The organism is Rhodococcus sp. M8, assembly GCF_015654185.1.
Taxonomy (GTDB): Bacteria; Actinomycetota; Actinomycetes; order Mycobacteriales; family Mycobacteriaceae; genus Rhodococcus; species Rhodococcus aetherivorans.
This window is the reverse complement of the sequence record NZ_CP064065.1, coordinates 4,776,361-4,795,077: the sequence shown is the minus strand read 5'-3', so window position 1 is coordinate 4,795,077 and position 18,717 is coordinate 4,776,361. Positions and strand designations below refer to the sequence as shown.

The following is an 18,717-nucleotide window of genomic DNA, read 5'->3' as shown; positions in this document are numbered from 1 at the left end:
ACGAGCAGGTCAGTCGGCGATGGCGTCCGGCGACGGCAGCGCAACACCGATGAGGCAGTCCTTGGTGACGATGCGGGTGAGCTGCTCGCGGGTCCAGCCCTCGGTGCCCGCGGGGCGCACAGGCAGCACCATGTAGCGCGTCTCGGCAGTGGTGTCGTAGACCTTGATCTCGACGTTCGCCGGGAGCACGGTGCCCATTTCGGCGAGGACCTTGCGGGGCTCCCGCACTGCACGCGCTCGGTATTCGAACCCCTTGTACCACGCCGGCGGCAGGCCGAGAATCGGCCACGCCGTGCAGGAGCACAGCGAGCACACGATCATGTTCTTGAGCGTCGGGGTGTCCTCGAGGGCACGGATGTATTCACCCTGCGGACCGAGGTAGCCGAATTGGCCCACGGCGGCGGTGCCGTCGGTGAGCAGCAGCTCACGGAATTCCGGGTCCGTCCAGGCGCGGGCGACGATCTCGGCGCCGCGTCGAGGCGAGAACTCCTCTTCGAAGGTCTTCTTCCACTTCTCGGTGTAGCCGTCGGGAACCAGGTCCTTCGCTGCCAACGCCTGGAAGAGGGCCCGCGCCCGGTCCGAAACGGACGCCTGCGCAGGAAGTCCCCATTGTTTTCCTGGCTGGCCGGAAAGCGTGGTCGTCATGATTGACTCCTTCGATGTTGGATGGGCCGAGACCCGGAGATCCCGGCGATGGATGGCGCCGGTTCTGCAGTCTGGCGATCGATGCGCGGACGGTCGGTGAGTGTGTGCTGATGTCCCACGTCGACACCTAGGTGATCGCGCTGGCTTCGACGGGGGGTTGTGGCGACCGGCGGTACGGGAAAGCCGCCGAGCGCCTGTTCATAGGTGTGCGCCACCCGCAAGACGGTGGCATCGTCGAAACGTCGGCCGATGATCATCAAGCCGGTCGGCAGGCCGCCGACAAGCCCGGCGGGGACGGTGCACGCCGGATGGCCGGTCACATCGAACGGCGCGGTATTGCCGACCATCGACAATGCGGCGTTCAGATAGTCGGCCAGCGGCACATCGGCCGGCGGGATCTCGCTCGCGGTGTACGGCAGGGTCGGCATAACCAGCACGTCGTAGCGGGCGAGCTCGGCGTCGTAGGCGGCACGGACGTCCGGCACAAGTCGACGGGCCATGGCGTAGAACTTCCCGCCGCCGACCTCGAAGGTGTACCGACCGGACAGCCCCACCAGCTTGACCGTCCTGGATAGTTCGTGGCCGCGTGCCAGGCGTTGCCGGGCGAAGTGGGCGATGAGTTCCGGATCGTAGAAGCCGTCGGTATTCATGCCGTAGGCATTGCCGTCGAGCATCTGGTAAGCGGCACCCTCGGTCGCGATGACATTCCATACGTGCACGGCATCGGCATGCCAGGGAATCGATACCTCGGCGACCTCGAGTCCGGCGTCGCGCAGCACCTCGATCGCGGCGCGAACGGAGGCGTCGACCGCAGGATCCGACACCGGCGTGCCGAAGCCTTCGACGACGACCCCGACTCGCAACCCCGACGCCGGATCCTGGATCGCTGCAGAGTAATCCACCGGATCGATGCGGTTCGGCTGCCGGGGATCGGCCCCGTCGGGACCGGCCAGCACACCCAGCATGGCAGCCGCGTCGGCCACCGTGCGGGTCATCGGACCGAGGTGATCGATGGTGCGCTCGATCGGGAACGCACCGGTGTACGGCACCAGGCCGTGGGTGGGCTTGTGCCCGATGATTCCGCAGAATGCACTGGGAATGCGGATCGACCCGCCCTGGTCCCCGCCGAGCGCCGTATCGACGGCACCACTGGCCACCAAGGCACCGCAGCCGCTCGATGACCCCCCGGCGATGCGCCTTTCGTCCCACGGGTTGCGCACCGGTCCCGGGTGCGAGGTGAAGCTGGCGCCGGAGAAGCACAGGTCCTCACAGACCGCCTTGCCCTTGATCGTGGTGCCGGCGGCGAGAAGCCGGCGGACTGCGGTGGCGTCGTAGCGTGGGACGAACCCCTCGACCGTGCGAGACCCGTTCATCATCGGCACGCCGGCCACTGCGATGTTGTCCTTGATCGCTACGGTGCGCCCGGCCAGCGGACCGCGTGCCGATTCGGTGACGTCAGCCGTCACATACCATGCACCCAGGCTGTTGTGTTCCGGCTCGGGCTGCGCCCAGGCCCTGTGTGCCGGTGGCGGGTCCGTGCGCTCGTAGAGCCACTCGATCGCCGTCGTGGAAGCCAGGGTGGCGGCGACCGCGGGCGCGAATTCCTCTAGGTCGTTGGCGGACAACCCGAAACGGTAGTGCGCACTGAGGGCGGCCAGTCGTTCGGCATCGGGTGGTAGCAGTGAAGCCATGAAATTACCTCCGTCTCTAGAGCGCGACCTGCGCCGCTGTGTGGTCGAGGATGGTGAGGAAGCCGGTCCGGTTGTGGCAGTTGATGTACTCGGCGGTTGCGCTGCCTTTCGGGATCACCGAAACCTCATGCCACAGCGACATATCCATCGGAATTCCGTCCTTGCCCTGCATCATGCGGAAGAATGCGCCGTAGATCTCCAGATGGCTGCGATGGCCGCGCGACCACGTCATGAGATGCTCCAATGACAGGAACCAGCCGAGTGTGCAGGCCCGGTCGATGAGCTCTCCCTGCGGTGACTGCTCACGAACCTTGCGCGTCTGCAGGCAGCCGGTCTCGGGGTGGGTAGCGAGGTAGTCGACCCCCGAATCCTTGATCGGATCGACATTCGCGAAGTAGTCGTCCTTGAACACCGTGCTGTTGCGCCAGTCCTGTGCCGTACGGATCAGGCAGACGTTTCCCGGGACCGCGACGGTTACGTGCTTGCCCAACGTCTCCTGAGTGGTCGGGACGTACTCGAACAGCTCGCCTTCGAGCTCATCGGTCCGGGACGCTGTGATGCGGTCGCGTGCCGACCCCCAATAATCGTGCACTTTGGTTGGCCCGACCTCCACGTGCTGGGCAATCCCCGCGGTGTCGCACTTCCTCGGATCGTGCGGGGTATACAGGGTTTCGATGTGGTCACGGGGAATTATCGCGGTTTCGCGGTAATAGCCGACGGGACCGGTAGTCGACCGCGAGGCCCAGAAGCTCTCGACCTCTTCCTGGGCGGCCCATTTTTCGTAGTCCTGCGGCGCGAACCAGTACGCCATTAACGTCGCGTTGGCGAATCCATCGGCGTCAATGTACTGTCCGCGGTCCAGGACAGTCGGACGAAAATCCGTTTCGAACAGTGAGAGCAGTTCTTCGACAGCGGAATTCGCCCTCTCCAGAGTGTCGGCCTGGGTGCCGAACTGGGCGAACAAGACCTCGGTCACCCCCTTCGGGTATGTGGTAGACCACATCTCGAACCGTGGTTCGGAATCGGTAATTCGTATATGCCGTGGCATCTCGGGCTCCAGTTCGAGTAGGTGATCATCTCGGCGTGATGCCGATCACTCGTTCTTCGGGGTACTCGAACGGTACGGGACCGAAGTGAACCATGTTTGCACCTCAGTGCCAACAACTTTGACGTTCCGCGTCATCATCGAATTTCACGGTGCCGAAGTTCGTGAACACGTGCTCGAGGCATTCGACCCGAGTTGCACCAGGTGAGCCGATTTTCGGGATGATCGCGTCATCGGTGCAGGTAGCAGCGGTGCGTGTTCGGAAAGTGGCACACTAACGGCTCGGTAGACTTTCGGTCCGTGGCCGCCTACATCCGCAAAGTCCGCACCGCCTCGGGAGCGACCGCGGTGCAGATCGCGGCCAAGCACGACCGCCGGGACAAGGTGCTCGAGCACCTCGGATCGGCTCATACCGACAGCGAACTCGCTGCCCTGCTCGAGACCGCTCGGGAGAAGCTGCTCGCCGGCCAGCAGGAACTCGACCTCGACCTGGGCACCACCAGCAGCGGACCGCCGACGATCACCGGGAAGCGGTCGCGGTGGCTGATCGAGGTCATCGACACCACCTGGCGACGTCTCGGCTTCGACGCGGTCGACAACGAGGCGTTCTTCCAGCTCGTGACGGCCCGCCTCGTCGAACCGACATCGGTTGCGGACGCGGGCAGAGTGCTGCGCGAGATCGGGATCGCACCCGCCCACCGCAACACCTTCGTGCGAACCCTGCAGCGATGCACCGCCCATGGTTACCGCGACGACATCGCGCAGCGGTGTTTCGAGCACGCTGCTACCGCGGGGGATCTGAACCTGCTGCTCTACGACGTGACTACGTTGTATTTCGAAGCAGACAAGGAAGACGAGCTCCGCAAGGTCGGATACTCCAAGGAACGTCGAGTGGACCCGCAGATCGTCGTCGGCCTGCTCGTCGATCGCACCGGATTCCCTTTGGAAATAGGGTGTTTCGAAGGAAACCAGGCCGAGACCCGAACGATCGTGCCCATCGTGCGGCAGTTCCAGGACCGCCACAACCTCGAGGGTGTGGAGATGGTCATCGCCGCCGACGCCGGGATGCTGTCGGCGACGAACCTGAAGGATCTCGATGCTGCCGGTCTGAAGTTCATCGTCGGCTCGAGGGTGACGAAAGCACCAGCGGATCTGGCCAGCCATTTTCACTGGAACGGTGACGTGTTCACCGACGGGCAGGTCATCGACACCGTCACCCCACGGCACGCCAAGAGCACCGTCAACGACATCAGTCGCCGCAGCGAACCGGTGTGGGAGCCGGCCGACACCTCGGCGTGGCGGGCGATCTGGGCGTACTCGACCAAACGCGCCGTGCGGGACAACCAGACACTGAACGCGCAGGAAGCCCGCGCCCGGGAAGTCATCGACGGCACCCGCGCTGCCCGAACACCCCGGTTCGTCAAGAGCACCACCAAGGGCAAAACCCTCGATACCGACGCTCTGGCCCGGGCGCGTTCCCTGATCGGCCTGAAGGGCTACGTGACCAACCTTCCTGTCTCGCTGATGAATCCGCAGGAAGTGATGACGAAGTATCACGATCTGTGGCACGTCGAGCAGTCGTTTCGGATGTCGAAGACCGACCTGCGGGCCCGCCCGATCTTCAGCCACACCCGCGATTCGATCGAGGCGCACCTGACCATCGTGTTCACCGCGCTGGCGATCTCGCGCTACCTGCAGGATGCGACCGGGATGTCGATCCGGAAGATCGTGCGGACCCTGCGGCCGCTGCAGGAAATCACCGTCACCATCGCCGGGCACGAACACACAGCCTTCGATCCACTCACCGACGACGCCGTGCACATCCTCGACTCCCTCGGCATCCCGAATCCCGGGTCAAAGTTGGCACACTAATTTGGTGCAACTCGGGTTCGAGTAACGTCCGGGTACGGTGTGCATGTCGGAAACTCGGAGGAAGCCGCGTCACCGACATCACCGAGGACTCCGACTTCATCGGAGGCGGATCGGCCCGACAACCCTCCGCAAGAGCCGGCCGCACCCTTCCCGAAGGCCCACTCCGACGACAAGTGCTGATCGCACAGCGACCACTGTCTGCTGACGAGCACCACAGATTCCGGCACCATTCAATGGCGCATGCATCGAACGGCCCCGACCCCGGTCCGGTGCCGCTATCTGCGGAGGTTGCGGTAACGACTCGGGCTCACTCCGTACGCCGTCGCGAACGCCCTGCTGAACCCAGCCAGATCCAGGAATCCGAATTGGGTGGCAATGTCGGTCAGTGTTCGGTCGGGAGACGACGTCATCGCCCGACGACAGGACTCGAGACGACGAGTGCGAATCCTGTTCGCTACGGTCTCACCGTGTTTGGCAAACAAGCGGTGCAACGTCCGTACGGAAACGAAGAATGCCTGGGCAATGAAATGCGGTCCCAGGTCCGGATCCTCGAGGTGCAATTCGATGAACTGTAAGGCCCTGGCGAACAGTTCGTCCGAATCCGATTCTCCTACCTCGATACTCGATTCTTCGAGCGCGGCCGTGATCGCCAGTTCGACCACGTGGTCGGCCAATCGCACCGCTCCAGTCGGCGAGAACTGCGAGTCGGAAGCAAGCAGACGCGACAGCGTGGGCGAAAGCAAGCGCCCGACAGGAGAATCCGCCATCACAGTCCTTGCGGTAAGCCTCTGCGATTCGCAATCATTCAGCGAGACAGTGCGCCTGGGCCAGGTGAACACGCGAAGGCGCCATTCCGGACGCAGACTCCATGTGAACGGACGCGACGTTTCGTATATCGCGAAGTCACCGGGCCCTACTACGCACGTCTTTCCATCCTGGATCAGCTGTGCTTCCCCGCTGACCACCATCCCGATCTGAAACAGATCCAACGGCTGACGCGAAACCAACCGCGCCGTTCGGTCGAACGCCTGAGACGCGGATGCCACCTCGGCTACCCTCAAATGGGCAAGATGCCTGGTCAGCACCGAACCGCGAAACCCCGCCGAATCCGCCGGAGCAATATCCAGCGCGACGAAAGTCTCACGAATGACGTCGACCCACGTACTCAGACAGTCCGTACTGACCGTCTCGACACGCTGACGCACATCCATGCCTTGCACACCCCAAGCCTAGCCCCAGTGCGCACCAGGTCACAGCGACGCGACCAGCATGGCGCGCCAGGACAAACGGTTGACGCTTCACGTCAAACCTCCGCTTTCGGCGGCGGCCACCAGCAACTCGTCGGAGCCTGCACATCGACGAAACTGTCCCTCGGATGCGGGAGACGTCACGCCGACCTCACAGCCAGAACGGGCCGACGCACCGCAAAGCCGCCGGTACCGCCACTTCGTCGACGACCGTAAGGGCTACGAAACAGCGAGCCGCGGGAAGCGCAGACGAGGGCCGCGGTTCGGGCTGAACACGGTCGGCGGGGGGACGACCCGGCGCTTGAACGCATATTCACCATGGCGGTCGGCGTCTACCGGAACCTCGTCACGCGTGGCGTGGCCCGAGGATTGCGCACCCACCTGTCGGCCTGATCGACGAATGAGTCCTCGACGGGCAGTGCCTCATCCTCGGTGACGCCTCCGGTGACGCACCTGGTCTGTCTGACCGATCCTCGCCGCGACCAGAGTGTCGGCGCCCGGATTGCCTGAACGTCGTCGACCGTGCGATTCGATGAGCCCTTACGACCCGAAGAGCCGCACAGCACTCGCCGTCGGCCCCTACCCGTGGCATCGGCCAGGCCACAGCCCCGGCTTTCGCTGCTGCCGGCACCGACGTGCTGACATCGCGCTCTTGACAGCCGCCGACGCAGAGGTCGGGAGACGGCGAGTGAGGTGAGCGTCCATGCCCTCGACGGCTCGGCGCCGTCCCGCCGAGGGGCTCGCGGCGCCAGGCCCGTGGGCTCCGATTCGCGGTCAGAAGTCGATTTGAAAGCTCAGAAACTGTTTCTGTGCAATATTGTCCGCTTGATCCACGCCGCCGGGCGAAATGAGGTGCGGGCAGCGCTGCATCTGCATGTCGTCATGAAGTCCGAAGAGCGCGACGACGCGTTCCGGAACGGCTCACGCACGTGCATTTCGACGACGACTCGGGGCCGTCCATTCGGAAGGCCCGCGAGTCGTCGCGTGTCACCGGCGCAGTTCGTGGGTCAGGGCTTCGAGCTCGTCGCCGCCGGCCATCTCCTGGGTGAGCTGTTCCAGGGTGATCTCGTCGTAGGTGCAGTCCAGCTTCTGCCGGCCGCGATTGAGCAGGACGAAATGGTCACCGACCATGTAGGCGTGGTGCGGGTTGTGCGTGATGAACACGACCCCGAATCCCTGTTCCTTCGCGGCGGTGATGTAGCGCAGCACCATGCCGGACTGCTTGACGCCGAGGGCCGCGGTCGGCTCGTCGAGGATGAGCACGCGGGCGCCGAAGAAGATGGCCCGGGCGATGGCGACGCACTGGCGCTGGCCGCCGGACAGCGACCCGATGGGTGCGTCGACGTCGGGCAGATCGATGCCCATCTTCGCCAGCTCCGCCTTGGTGGTGGCCCGCATCGCGTTCGCGTCGAGTGTCTTCAGCGGCCCGCGCCGCAGTTCCTGACCGAGGAAGAAGTTGCGCCACACCGGCATCAGCGACACGACCGCCAGGTCCTGGTACACGGTGGCGATGCCCTTGCCGAGGGCCTCCTTCGGCGAGCCGAACAACACCGGCTCGCCGTCGACGAGCAGTTCACCCTCGCTCTGCTGATGCAGACCCGCAATGATCTTGATCAGGGTGGACTTGCCGGCGCCGTTGTCGCCGAGCACACCGGTCACCTCCCCCGCGTGGACGCGCAGGTTGATGTCCTTCAGGGCGATGATGCTGCCGTACCGCTTGCCCACGTGGCGCAGTTCGACGAGCGGGACCGTGCCCCCGGAGGCGGCGTCGTGGGTGGGGGTTTGGGCGGTGGTACTCATAGAAGTCACCTCTTGGCGGCGTAGTTGCGGAAGGCGTTGTTGGCGATGACCGCGAACAGCAGCATCGCGCCGAGGAAGAACTTGAACCAGTCGGGGTTCCAGCCGGCGTAGACGATGCCCTGGTTGGTCATGCCGAAGATGAACGCGCCGATCGCGGTGCCGTAGCCGCCGGTGAGCAGGCAGCCGCCGATGACCGCGGCGATGATGTAGAGGAACTCGTTGCCCACGCCCTGCCCGGACTGCACGGTGTTGAACGCGAACAGCAGGTGCATGCCGACGAACCACGCCGCGAAGCCGACCGTCATGAACAACCCGATCTTGACCTTGGTGACCGGGACGCCGATGGCGCGGGCGCTGTCCTGGTTGCCGCCGACCGCGAAGATCCAGTTGCCGATGCGGGTCTTGAACAGCACGTAGGTGGCGATCGCGGTGAAGAGCAGCCACCACAGGACGGTGATCCGCACCGAGACACCGCCGATGGTCAGCGAGGAGGCGAAGACGACCTTCGCCGAGTCGAAGCCCTGCATGTCGGACACGCTGGGCGTGGCGACCTGCCCGGAGATCAGCTTGGTGACGGCGAGGTTGACGCCGGTGAGCATCAGGAACGAGCTGAGCGTGATCAGGAAGCTGGGGATCTTGGTCCGCATCACCAGGTAACCGTTGAGAAACCCCACGGCCAGCGACAGCACCAGTGCCAGCGCCGCCCCGGCCCACAGGTTCAGGTGCAGGTTGTAGGAGATCATCGACGCGGCGAGCGAACTGGTGGTGACGGCGACGCCGGCGGACAGGTCGAATTCGCCGCCGATCATGAGCAGGGCCACCGCGCACGCCATGATCCCGATGGTCGAGCTGGCGTAGAGCACCGTCGCGAACGCCTCCGGGGTGCGGAAGGGCGCGGCGACGACGAAGAAGAAGACGAAGATCGCAACCGCACCGAACAGGGACCCGATCTCCGGGCGCACCAGCAGCCGCTGCAGCCGCTTCTGTTCCTTGACGCGTTCGTCGGTGACGACCTTGTGACTGGACAGGTCGAGGTCTGCCTGGGTGGACATCAGCGGGTTCCGTTCTGCGCGTACGCGGCGACCGCGTCGATGTTCGACCGGTCGATGAAGGCGGGTCCGGTCAACGTCGGCATGCCGCCGCCGATGACGTTGCCGTTGTTGAGATACAGCCACAGCGAATCCACCGCGAGGTACCCCTGGAGGAAGGGCTGCTGGTCCACCGCCCACTGCACCGAGCCGTCCTCGATCGCTCCGACGAGGGCCGTGTTGGTGTCGAAGGTGACCACCTGGGCGGCGCTGCCCGCGTTCCCGACCGACTGGACCGCGGTGAGAGCGAAGGGCGCCCCGAGGGTCAGCACCCGGTCGATGGTCGGGTCCTGCTGGAGCTTGGCCGTGATCGTCGACTCCACGGACGGCATGTCCTTGCCGTTGACGTTGAGGATCTCGGTCTGCCCACCGAACCCCTTGGCGACACCGGCGCACCGCGCCTCGAGGCCGACGTGGCCCTGTTCCTGGATGACGCAGAGCGTCTTGCGCGCCCCCTCCGAGGTGAGGCGGCGGCCGGCCGCCTCCCCGGCGATGGCCTCGTCCTGCCCGAAGTACTCCATCACGCCCATCGCGCTCCAGGCTTCGAGGCCGGAGTTGAAGGCGACCACCGGAATCCCGGCTGCCTCGGCGCCCTTCACCGCGGCGGCCAGTGCGTCCGGCTTGGCGAGGGTGAGGGCGATCCCGTCGACGTCGCTGTCGATCGCGCTCTGGACCAGGTTCGCCTGGTTCGGGGCCTCGGGGTCGGCCGAGTAGCGCAACTCGATGTTGTCCTTCGCGGCGGCGGTCTCGGCGCCCTTGCGCACCAGGTCCCAGAAGGTGTCGCCGGGAACCTCGTGGGTGATCATCGCGATGGTGGCCCGTGGCGTGTCCGCCGACCCGGCGGCCATCCCGCCACCGGATGTGTCGGGCTTGCCGCCGGTGCTCGAGCAGGCGGCGAGGCCGAGGGCCAACACGCCCAGGCCCGCAACGATCGTCCGCGCCCGGCCCCGCCGACGCCGTGCGCCGGACCGGCCGGGGGACGACCCCTTACCAAAGCTCATCGTGTCTCCCTCATCTGTGTGCGCTCGATCGGCGACAGTCGCGGACCGACCCTGAGGAAGATGTAATACTCGTCACATCGCAATGTCAATAGTTTGTTCTGACATTAGGACCGCATGTCAAATTCGGCCTCAGCGCGCGCATGCCTCTCCCCGCGCGGATCGAACTCGAAAGATACTGTTCGGCAACGGTTCCGAACGTCAGCGGCGCACCCGCTCGGGAGCCGGACCGGATACCGCGGCACCGAGTGCGCGGGACATCCGCGCGCTCTCGAACACCGTCGGTGCCAGTAGCAGAGCCAGGACGACGAAGGCGAGCGAGTACTCGGCCCCGGCGGGCAAATGCCGTACAGCCACCGCTGCCCCGCACACCGTGACGGTCAGCGCGGCCACCGCGACACCGATGCCGGCAGCAAGCTCCTGCAGCGTGGCGTGGAGGGTGTTCGCGTCGGTGAGCGCGTCGGAGCCGACATCGGCGAACGCCAGCGAGTTGTAGGCGGTGAAACCGATCGATCGCAGTGCGCCGCTGACGACGAGGAGCAGGACTGTCACAGCGATCGGGGTGTGCGCCGTCATCGTCGCGAGGAGCACCAGCCACACCACCGACAGAGCACCCGTCACGACCAGGACCGTGCGGATCCCGAAACGGCGCATGAGGGGCGTGGTGACGGGCTTGATCGCAATGTTCCCCGCAAACAGCGCGGTGACCAGCAGGCCGGACACGAACGGAGACCAGCCGAACCGCACCTGGAACAGCAGGGGCAGCAGGAAGGGGACGGCCGTGATCACCGCCCGGTACAGCGAGCCCCCGGCCGCGACCACCCGGAACGACGGTATACGCAGAACGTCGAGGCGGACGAGCGGGTTCGGCGTCCGGAGCAGGTGCCACACCGCGAAGACGAGCGCGCCGACCGCGATCCCCAGCGCCGACACCGCGCGCAGCCGGTGCGATCCCGCCGGTTGCACGCTCTCCGCCGCGATCAGCAGCGCAGCGACCCCCACGCCGATGGCCGAGAGCCCGGCGACGTCGAGCCGGCGCCCGGACCGCTCGCCCGGATCGGGCACGAGACGCCGGGCCGCGAAGAATCCGACGACACCGAGCGGGACGTTGACGAGGAAGATCCAGCGCCACGACGCGACCGACACGATCGCCCCGCCCACGACCGGTGCGAGCACCGGGGCCGTCAGCGCGGGCCAGGTGAGATACGCGATCGCCCGCACCAGTTCGGCCTTCGACGTCAGCCGCAGCACGGCCAGCCGGCCGACCGGCACCATCATCGCGCCACCGGCTCCCTGCAGGACTCGCATCGCAATCAGCATCGGCAGCGATGTGCTCGCCGCGCACGCGATCGAGGCGAGGGTGAACACCACGAGGGCGGCGAGGAAGACCCGCCGCGCCCCGAACCGGTCCGCCGCCCACCCGCTCGCCGGAACCAGCACCGCGAGCGTGAGGAGATACGCCGAGATCGCCGCGTTCACCGCGACGGGTTCGACCCCGAACGAGGCGGCGATCGCGGGCAGCGCCGTCGCCAGCACGGTCGCGTCGAGCATCTCCATGAACAGTGCGCACGCGACGAGCAGGGCAGCGCCCCGCGGGAACGCACGCTCCGGCGCCGGCCGCGACGACATCACGAGAGGCGCCCGCGGGTTCTCAGCGGTCGACGACGGTGGTGTCGAAGTAGTAGCGCGACGCGCGGTAGCAGTGACTACCGAACTCCACGGCGGTTCCCGAGTCGTCGTACGCGGTGCGGTTCATGGTGAGCAGGGGCGCGCCCGTCTTCTCGTCGAGCAGGCCGGCCTCCTCGCGGGTGGCCGCTCGCGCTCCGATGCGCTGGCGGGCCAGCCGGATGTGCACGCCGCGCGCACGAAGCGACTGATAGAGGCCGTGATCCTCGAGTTCGTCCGCATCCGGCGCGATCGCGACCGGGAGGTGGTTGTTCATGATCGCCAGCGGTTCCCCGTTGGTACACCGCAGCCGGCGGATCGACACCACCTCCGCGTCCGGCCCGAGATTGAGTTCGAGCGCGACCTCCTCGGCCGGAGGGCCCACCCGATAGTCGAGGAGCTTCGTGGTGGGGGTCTGCCCCGCGCGGGCGAGGTCGTCGAACAGGCTGGTCAGCTCCACGGGACGGTGGACGGGACTCTGGACGACCTGCGTGCCGACCCCGCGCTTGCGTACCAGCAGACCCTTGTCGACGAGTTCCTGGATGGCGCGCCGGGTGGTCGGGCGGGACAGATTGAGCCGCTGCGCCAGCGCGAGCTCGTTCTCGAACCGGTCGCCGGGGGCGAGATCCCCACCGAGGATGGCCTTTTCGATGGCCTGGGCAAGCTGGAAGTACAGCGGTACCGGGCTCGAACGGTCGAGCTCGACTGCGAGCTGTGCACTCACGGACCACTCCGATCTCCAGCGAGGCGGCCCGGCGGACCGCGGATTCAGCTGAAGTGTATGTGAACACGGACATACGCTTGATTGCAAGTCAATATGTCAGGACAAAGTATTGACACGCGCCGGTGACATGGCGCACAGTTTCTGTGGACGCCGCGATCCCCGCGGACTGCCACCATCATCTCTCGGGAGTGCAGCCTTGACCACCACGCAGACGCAGACCGAGCGCCCGCTGGACGTGCTCGCCATCGGACGCAGCGGCGTCGACATCTACCCGCTCCAGACCGGCGTCGGACTGGAGGACGTGTCGACCTTCGGCAAGTTTCTCGGCGGCAGCGCCGCGAACGTGGCCGTTGCCGCGGCCCGGCTCGGGCGCAGCAGCGCCCTGATTTCCGGGATCGGCGCCGACCCGTTCGGCCGGTTCGTCCGCGCCGAACTCGAGCGGCTCGGCGTCCGGACCCGGCACCTGATCACCGACGGCCGCTACCCCACCCCGGTCACCTTCTGTGAGATCTTCCCGCCCGACGACTTCCCGCTCTACTTCTACCGCCGTCCATCGGCTCCCGATCTGCAGATCCAGCCCGAACACCTCGACCTCGAGGCCGTCCGCACCGCGCGGCTGTTCTGGGCGACGGTGACCGGACTGTCCGAAGATCCCAGCCGCAGTGCACATTTCGCCGCCTGGGAGGCGCGCGGCCGAATCCGGCACACGGTCCTCGACCTGGACTACCGGCCGATGTTCTGGGATTCCCCGGCGGCCGCCACCGAGCAGGTCCAGCGAGCACTGCAGCACGTCACCGTCGCCGTCGGCAATCGTGAGGAGTGCGAGATCGCCGTCGGCGAGACCAATGCGCACCGCGCGGCCGACGCCCTGCTCGACCTCGGCGTCGAGCTCGCGATCGTCAAGCAGGGCCCCAAAGGCGTGCTCGGCAAGACCCGCTCGCAGTCGGTGACCGTCGCGCCCAATCCCGTGGACGTCGTCAACGGCCTCGGTGCGGGCGACGCGTTCGGCGGCTCGCTGATCAACGGACTGCTCGCCGGGTGGCCGCTCGAGAAGACCCTGCGCTACGCCAACGCCGCAGGCGCCATCGTGGCCTCCCGCCTCGAATGCTCCACCGCCATGCCCACCGCGGACGAGGTCGCCCACCTCGCCGACGCGACCGCCACGGAGGCCGTCAATGTCTGAGAATTCCACCCTGCCGTCGACCCCGCCCCAGCGGACCTACGGCGAGATCACCGAGCTGCGCGCCGAGGATCCGGGCGCCATCGAACGGGCCTGGGCAGCGCGGGCCACCCGGCCCGCGACGCGCGGCGACGGGCGCCTGATGATCGTCGCCGCCGACCACCCCGCCCGCGGCGCCCTGGCCGTCGGCGACCGGCCCACCGCCATGAACAGCCGCACCGACCTGCTCGACCGGCTCCGCACCGCACTGGCGGACCCGGGCGTCGACGGCGTGCTCGCCACCTCCGACATCCTCGACGACCTCGTGCTGCTCGGCGCGCTCGAGGACAAGGTGGTCTTCTCCTCGATGAACCGCGGCGGGCTCGCCGGCGCCACCTTCGAATTCGACGACCGGATGACCGGCGCGACCGCCGCGTCGACCGCCCGGTACCGCATGAACGGCGCGAAGATGCTCTGCCGGGTGGCGCTCGACGATCCCGGCACCCTGTCGATGATGACCGAGTGTGCCCGGGCCGTCGACGAACTCGCCGACCACGGCCTGATCGCTATGCTCGAGCCGTTCCTCTCCCGGCGCGTCGACGGCAAGGTCCGCAACGACCTGTCGCCCGACGCGGTCATCAAGTCGATCCACATCCTGCAGGGCATCGGATCCACCTCCGCCTACACCTGGATGAAACTGCCCGTGGTCGACGAGATGGAGCGGGTCATGGACGCCACCACGCTGCCGACCCTGCTGCTCGGCGGGGACCCCAGCGATCCCGACGCCGCCTTCGCCGCCTGGGAGAAGGCGCTGGGCCTGCCGTCCGTGCGCGGCCTCGTCGTCGGGCGCACCCTGCTGTACCCGCACGACGACGACGTCGCCGGCGCCGTCGCGACCGCCGTCTCGCTGGTGCGGTGAGCGCCGTGAACAGCAAGTACTACCTGCCCGCCCGCTCCACCGGCGAGGCCCCGTTCACCGTGGCCGTCACCCCCGGGACCGCCGGGTGGTCCGAATCCAGCCTGTGGGTCGTCGAACTCGGCCCCGGCGAGCACGTCGAGCACCGGTCCGGCGACGACGAGATCCTCGTCGTGCCGCTGTCCGGCTCCGCCGAGGTGCGCTGCGCCGACGAGACGGTGACGCTCGCCGGCCGCCGGAGCGTCTTCGACGGCCCCACCGACTTCGCCTACGTCGGCGTCGACAGCTCCTTCCGGGTCGCGAGCGCGGCCGGTGGCCGCTTCGCGCTCTGCGGTGCCCGCGCCACCCGCCGGATGCCGTTCCGGTACGTCCCGGCCGCCGACGTTCCCGTCGAACTGCGCGGCGCGGGCAACTGCAGCCGTCAGGTGCACAACTTCGGCACCGCGGATGTCTTCGACGCCGACTCGATCATCGCGTGCGAGGTCATCACCCCGGGCGGCAACTGGTCGTCCTACCCCGCCCACAAGCACGACGAGAACACCGACGCCGAGTCCGAGCTCGAGGAGATCTACTACTTCGAGATCGACGAAGGCGACACGGGCACACCAGGATTCGGTTTCCACCGGGTCTACGGCACGCCCGAGCGGCCGATCGAGGTGCTCGAGGAGGTCCGCAGCGGCGACGTCGTGCTCGTCCCGCACGGCTACCACGGCCCGTCCATCGCGGCCCCCGGCTACCACATGTACTACCTCAACGTGATGGCCGGACCCGGCCCCGAACGGGCCTGGCGCATCTGCGACGACCCCGCCCACACCTGGCTCCGCACCAGCTGGGAACACCAGGAGATCGATCCCCGACTGCCGCTCCACACCGGCCGCCCGCCCCAGAGCTCAGGAGAGTAGACCAGTGGCGCCCATCAACTCCGACCGCGACGGCGCGGTTACCGGAATCCGCACGCCGGACACCGAGCACACCGTGCGCCTGACCGTGGCGCAGGCGACCGTGCGGTTCCTCGCCGCCCAGCACGTCGAACGCGACGGCGAGCGCACCCCGTTCTTCGCCGGCTGCTTCGGCATCTTCGGACACGGCAACGTCGCCGGCCTCGGCCAGGCTCTGCTGCAGGCCGAGACCGAGGACCTCGACGCCGGGCGCGAGCCCTCCCTGCCGTACGTGCTCGGCCGCAACGAACAGGCCATGGTGCACAGCGCCGTCGCCTACGCCCGCATGAAGGACCGCCTCCAGGCCTGGGCCGTGACCGCATCCGTCGGACCGGGCTCGACCAACATGGTCACCGGTGCCGCCCTCGCGACGATCAACCGCCTGCCCGTGCTGCTCCTGCCGGCGGACACGTTCGCCACCCGTGCCAGCGCTCCAGTCCTGCAGGAACTCGAACGTCCCGACTCCGGGGACGTCACCGTCAACGACTGCTTCCGTCCGGTGTCGCGCTTCTTCGACCGGGTCTGGCGGCCGGAGCAGCTTCCCGCGGCCCTGCTCGGCGCGATGCGGGTCCTCACCGACCCGGTCGAGACCGGCACCGCCACCGTCGCGATCCCGCAGGACGTGCAGGCGGAGGCGTTCGACTGGCCGGTGTCCCTGTTCGCCGAACGGACCTGGCACGTGGGCCGCCCGCTGCCCGAGCGCGCAGCGCTGGCCCGTGCGGCCGAGGCGATCCGGTCGGCGTGCCGGCCGTTGATCGTCGCCGGTGGCGGCGTCGTCTATAGCCGCGCGACGGACGCGCTGGCGCGGTTCTGCGAGCGCACCGGGATTCCGGTCGGGCAGAGCCAGGCCGGAAAGGGCTCGCTGCCCTACGACCACCCGCAGTCGGTGGGAGCGATCGGCTCGACCGGCACCACCGCCGCCAACGCCCTGGCCGCCGAGGCCGACCTGGTGATCGGGATCGGCACCCGCTACAGCGATTTCACCTCCGCGTCCCGCACCGCGTTCACCGACCCCGACGTGCGGTTCGTCAACATCAACGTGGCGTCGTTCGATGCGGTCAAGCAGGGCGCCGTCGGCGTGGTCGCCGACGCCCGCGAGACGATCGAGGCACTCGACGAGGCGCTGGCGGGCTACGCCGTCTCCGACGGCTACCGCGCCCTCGTCGCGCAGCTCGCCGCCGACTGGGAGGCGACCGTCGACGCTGTCTACTCCCCCGGCGTGCACGGCACGAACGTCGCGACGGGTGCCGAGGCCCTCACCCAGAACGAGGTCATCGGGCTCGTCAACGCCATCTCGGAACCTCGGGACGTCGTGGTGTGCGCCGCCGGGTCGATGCCCGGCGACCTGCACAAGCTGTGGCGCACCCGGGATCCCAAGGGCTACCACGTGGAATACGGCTACTCGTGCATGGGATACGAGGTCGCCGGCGGGCTCGGCGTGGCGATGGCATGCCCCGACCGGGACGTCTTCGTGATGGTCGGGGACGGCTCCTACCTGATGATGGCCACCGAACTCGTCACCGCCGTGCAGGAGGGCGTGAAGGTGATCGTGGTGCTGGTGCAGAACCACGGATTCGCCTCCATCGGCTCGCTGTCGGAATCGCTCGGCTCGCAGCGCTTCGGCACCTCGTACCGCTATCGCAGCGACCGGGGCCGGCTGGACGGCGGCGTGCTGCCGGTGGATCTGGCGGCCAACGCCGCCAGCCTCGGCGTGGACGTCCTGCGGGCGACGACCGCCGCGGAGTTCGCCGACGCCCTCGAGGCCGCGAAGGCGTCCGACCGCGCCACCGTCGTCCACGTGGAGACGGACCCGCTCATCGGCGCACCCGACAGCGAATCCTGGTGGGACGTCCCCGTATCGGAGACCTCGACGCTCGAGTCCACACAGCAGGCCCGCGAGGTGTACGAGGCGTGGAAGAGGGTCCAGCGTCCCTACCTGCGCCCGTCCGAACCCGCGCCCGAATCGTCCTCCACCGACAACTGACCCCCACCAAGAGAAGGACACCCACCACATGAGCACCATCCGCGTCGGCTCCGCTCCCGACTCCTGGGGCGTCTGGTTTCCGGACGACCCGCAGCAGACGCCCTACACCCGTTTCCTCGACGAGGTGGCGGCGGCCGGCTACCGGTGGATCGAACTCGGCCCCTACGGCTATCTGCCCACCGAGCCGCAGCAGCTCACCGACGAGCTCGCGGCCCGCGACCTGAAGCTCTCTGCCGGCACGGTGTTCGAGCACCTCCACCGGGACGACTCCTGGGACGCGGTGTGGACCCAGATCGAGGACGTCGCCAAGCTCACCGCCGCGGTGGGCGGCACCCACGTCGTGGTGATCCCGGAGATGTGGCGGCATCCCGCGACCGGCGAGGTGCTCGAGGACCGCAACCTGACGCCGGAGCAGTGGCGCAAGAAGACCGGCGGCATGAACGAGCTCGGTAAGGCCGTGTTCGAGAAGTACGGCGTACGTGCCCAGTACCATCCGCACGCCGACAGCCACGTCGACACGGAAGAGAACATCTACCGGTTCCTCGACGGCACCGATCCCGAGTTCGTCAACCTGTGCCTCGACACCGGTCACATCAGCTACTGCGGCGGCGACAACCTGGCGATCATCGCCAAGCACCCCGACCGGATCGGCTACCTGCACCTCAAGCAGGTCGATCCCGAGGTCCGCGCCAAGGTCGAAGCCGAGGACCTGCCGTTCGGCGAAGCCGTGCGCCTCGGCGCGATGACCGAACCGCCACGCGGCATCCCGGACATGCCGCCCCTGCTCGAGGCGGTCGAGCAGCTCGGGATCGACGTGTTCGCCATCGTCGAGCAGGACATGTACCCCTGCCCGGTCGACGCCCCGCTGCCGATCGCACAGCGCACCCGAAAGTACCTGGGGTCCTGCGGGATTCCAGCCGTCCGCTTCGTCTGAGTACGTCAGGA

15 protein-coding genes are annotated in these 18,717 nt (G+C 67.5%); 6 read left to right on the top strand and 9 right to left on the bottom strand.

Features of this window, described 5'->3' with window-relative positions:
- Positions 1-9 precede the first annotated feature (9 nt).
- The 3 genes from nthA to ISO16_RS21735 are packed head-to-tail and all read right to left on the bottom strand — an operon-like array spanning position 10 to position 3,312.
- A complete protein-coding gene (nthA, locus tag ISO16_RS21745; RefSeq protein ID WP_072636739.1) occupies positions 10-645 on the bottom strand; it encodes a nitrile hydratase subunit alpha in 636 nt (211 codons plus the stop codon).
- Positions 642-2,336, bottom strand: a complete 1,695-nt coding sequence (locus ISO16_RS21740) for an amidase (protein ID WP_083662394.1) — start codon at positions 2,334-2,336, stop codon at positions 642-644. Before ISO16_RS21740 ends, nthA begins: the two co-directional genes overlap by 4 nt.
- Positions 2,337-2,352: 16 nt before the next feature.
- Entirely contained in the window at positions 2,353-3,312 is a 960-nt protein-coding gene (locus ISO16_RS21735; protein ID WP_170914020.1) for a phenylacetaldoxime dehydratase family protein, read from the bottom strand.
- 369 nt (positions 3,313-3,681) lie between these two features.
- Between ISO16_RS21735 and ISO16_RS21730 the strand changes: the two genes are divergently transcribed.
- On the top strand, positions 3,682-5,253 hold the full coding sequence (locus ISO16_RS21730; protein ID WP_072636907.1) for an IS1634 family transposase: 1,572 nt from the start codon (positions 3,682-3,684) through the stop codon (positions 5,251-5,253).
- A gap of 275 nt (positions 5,254-5,528) precedes the next feature.
- On the opposite strand, the gene ISO16_RS21725 is transcribed toward ISO16_RS21730, so the two are convergent.
- The 6 genes from ISO16_RS21725 to ISO16_RS21700 all read right to left on the bottom strand — a co-directional run bounded on the left by ISO16_RS21725 (position 5,529) and on the right by ISO16_RS21700 (position 12,775).
- Positions 5,529-6,464 (bottom strand): helix-turn-helix domain-containing protein, encoded by a 936-nt coding sequence (locus tag ISO16_RS21725; RefSeq protein ID WP_072634312.1) that lies wholly within the window; start codon positions 6,462-6,464, stop codon positions 5,529-5,531.
- A 1,023-nt stretch (positions 6,465-7,487) separates the two neighbouring features.
- Positions 7,488-8,300, bottom strand: coding sequence for an ATP-binding cassette domain-containing protein (locus ISO16_RS21720; protein WP_072634311.1), 813 nt, complete (start codon positions 8,298-8,300; stop codon positions 7,488-7,490).
- Positions 8,301-8,305: 5 nt separating this feature from the next.
- A complete protein-coding gene (locus ISO16_RS21715; RefSeq protein ID WP_072634310.1) occupies positions 8,306-9,352 on the bottom strand; it encodes an ABC transporter permease in 1,047 nt (348 codons plus the stop codon).
- A complete protein-coding gene (locus ISO16_RS21710) occupies positions 9,352-10,389 on the bottom strand; it encodes a substrate-binding domain-containing protein (RefSeq protein ID WP_083662393.1) in 1,038 nt (345 codons plus the stop codon). The genes ISO16_RS21715 and ISO16_RS21710 overlap by 1 nt, the downstream gene beginning before the upstream one ends.
- Positions 10,390-10,587: 198 nt before the next feature.
- Positions 10,588-12,015 (bottom strand): MFS transporter, encoded by a 1,428-nt coding sequence (locus ISO16_RS21705; protein WP_072634309.1) that lies wholly within the window; start codon positions 12,013-12,015, stop codon positions 10,588-10,590.
- A 22-nt stretch (positions 12,016-12,037) separates the two neighbouring features.
- Positions 12,038-12,775 (bottom strand): GntR family transcriptional regulator, encoded by a 738-nt coding sequence (locus ISO16_RS21700; protein WP_072634308.1) that lies wholly within the window; start codon positions 12,773-12,775, stop codon positions 12,038-12,040.
- Between the two features lie 196 nt (positions 12,776-12,971).
- Between ISO16_RS21700 and iolC the strand changes: the two genes are divergently transcribed.
- The 5 genes from iolC to ISO16_RS21675 are packed head-to-tail and all read left to right on the top strand — an operon-like array spanning position 12,972 to position 18,706.
- Entirely contained in the window at positions 12,972-13,958 is a 987-nt protein-coding gene (gene iolC / locus ISO16_RS21695; protein WP_072634307.1) for a 5-dehydro-2-deoxygluconokinase, read from the top strand.
- Positions 13,951-14,853 (top strand): Cgl0159 family (beta/alpha)8-fold protein, encoded by a 903-nt coding sequence (locus ISO16_RS21690; protein WP_006937913.1) that lies wholly within the window; start codon positions 13,951-13,953, stop codon positions 14,851-14,853. The genes iolC and ISO16_RS21690 overlap by 8 nt, the downstream gene beginning before the upstream one ends.
- A 5-nt stretch (positions 14,854-14,858) precedes the next feature.
- Positions 14,859-15,752 (top strand): 5-deoxy-glucuronate isomerase, encoded by an 894-nt coding sequence (gene iolB, locus ISO16_RS21685; protein WP_072634328.1) that lies wholly within the window; start codon positions 14,859-14,861, stop codon positions 15,750-15,752.
- Positions 15,753-15,756: 4 nt separating this feature from the next.
- Positions 15,757-17,772 (top strand): 3D-(3,5/4)-trihydroxycyclohexane-1,2-dione acylhydrolase (decyclizing), encoded by a 2,016-nt coding sequence (gene iolD, locus ISO16_RS21680; RefSeq protein ID WP_072634306.1) that lies wholly within the window; start codon positions 15,757-15,759, stop codon positions 17,770-17,772.
- Between the two features lie 28 nt (positions 17,773-17,800).
- Complete coding sequence (locus ISO16_RS21675) at positions 17,801-18,706, top strand: sugar phosphate isomerase/epimerase family protein (RefSeq protein WP_072634305.1); 906 nt, start codon at positions 17,801-17,803, stop codon at positions 18,704-18,706.
- The last annotated feature ends 11 nt before the right edge of the window (positions 18,707-18,717 follow it).

What these genes read in the sequence shown, in the direction of transcription:
- nthA (WP_072636739.1), bottom strand. Translation starts at nt 645, where the DNA reads ATGACGACCACGCTTTCCGGCCAGCCAGGAAAACAATGGGGACTTCCT.
- ISO16_RS21740 (WP_083662394.1), bottom strand. Translation starts at nt 2,336, where the DNA reads ATGGCTTCACTGCTACCACCCGATGCCGAACGACTGGCCGCCCTCAGT.
- ISO16_RS21725 (WP_072634312.1), bottom strand. Translation starts at nt 6,464, where the DNA reads ATGGATGTGCGTCAGCGTGTCGAGACGGTCAGTACGGACTGTCTGAGT.
- ISO16_RS21720 (WP_072634311.1), bottom strand. Translation starts at nt 8,300, where the DNA reads ATGAGTACCACCGCCCAAACCCCCACCCACGACGCCGCCTCCGGGGGC.
- ISO16_RS21715 (WP_072634310.1), bottom strand. Translation starts at nt 9,352, where the DNA reads ATGTCCACCCAGGCAGACCTCGACCTGTCCAGTCACAAGGTCGTCACC.
- ISO16_RS21710 (WP_083662393.1), bottom strand. Translation starts at nt 10,389, where the DNA reads ATGAGCTTTGGTAAGGGGTCGTCCCCCGGCCGGTCCGGCGCACGGCGT.
- ISO16_RS21705 (WP_072634309.1), bottom strand. Translation starts at nt 12,015, where the DNA reads ATGTCGTCGCGGCCGGCGCCGGAGCGTGCGTTCCCGCGGGGCGCTGCC.
- ISO16_RS21690 (WP_006937913.1), top strand. Translation starts at nt 13,951, where the DNA reads ATGTCTGAGAATTCCACCCTGCCGTCGACCCCGCCCCAGCGGACCTAC.
- ISO16_RS21675 (WP_072634305.1), top strand. Translation starts at nt 17,801, where the DNA reads ATGAGCACCATCCGCGTCGGCTCCGCTCCCGACTCCTGGGGCGTCTGG.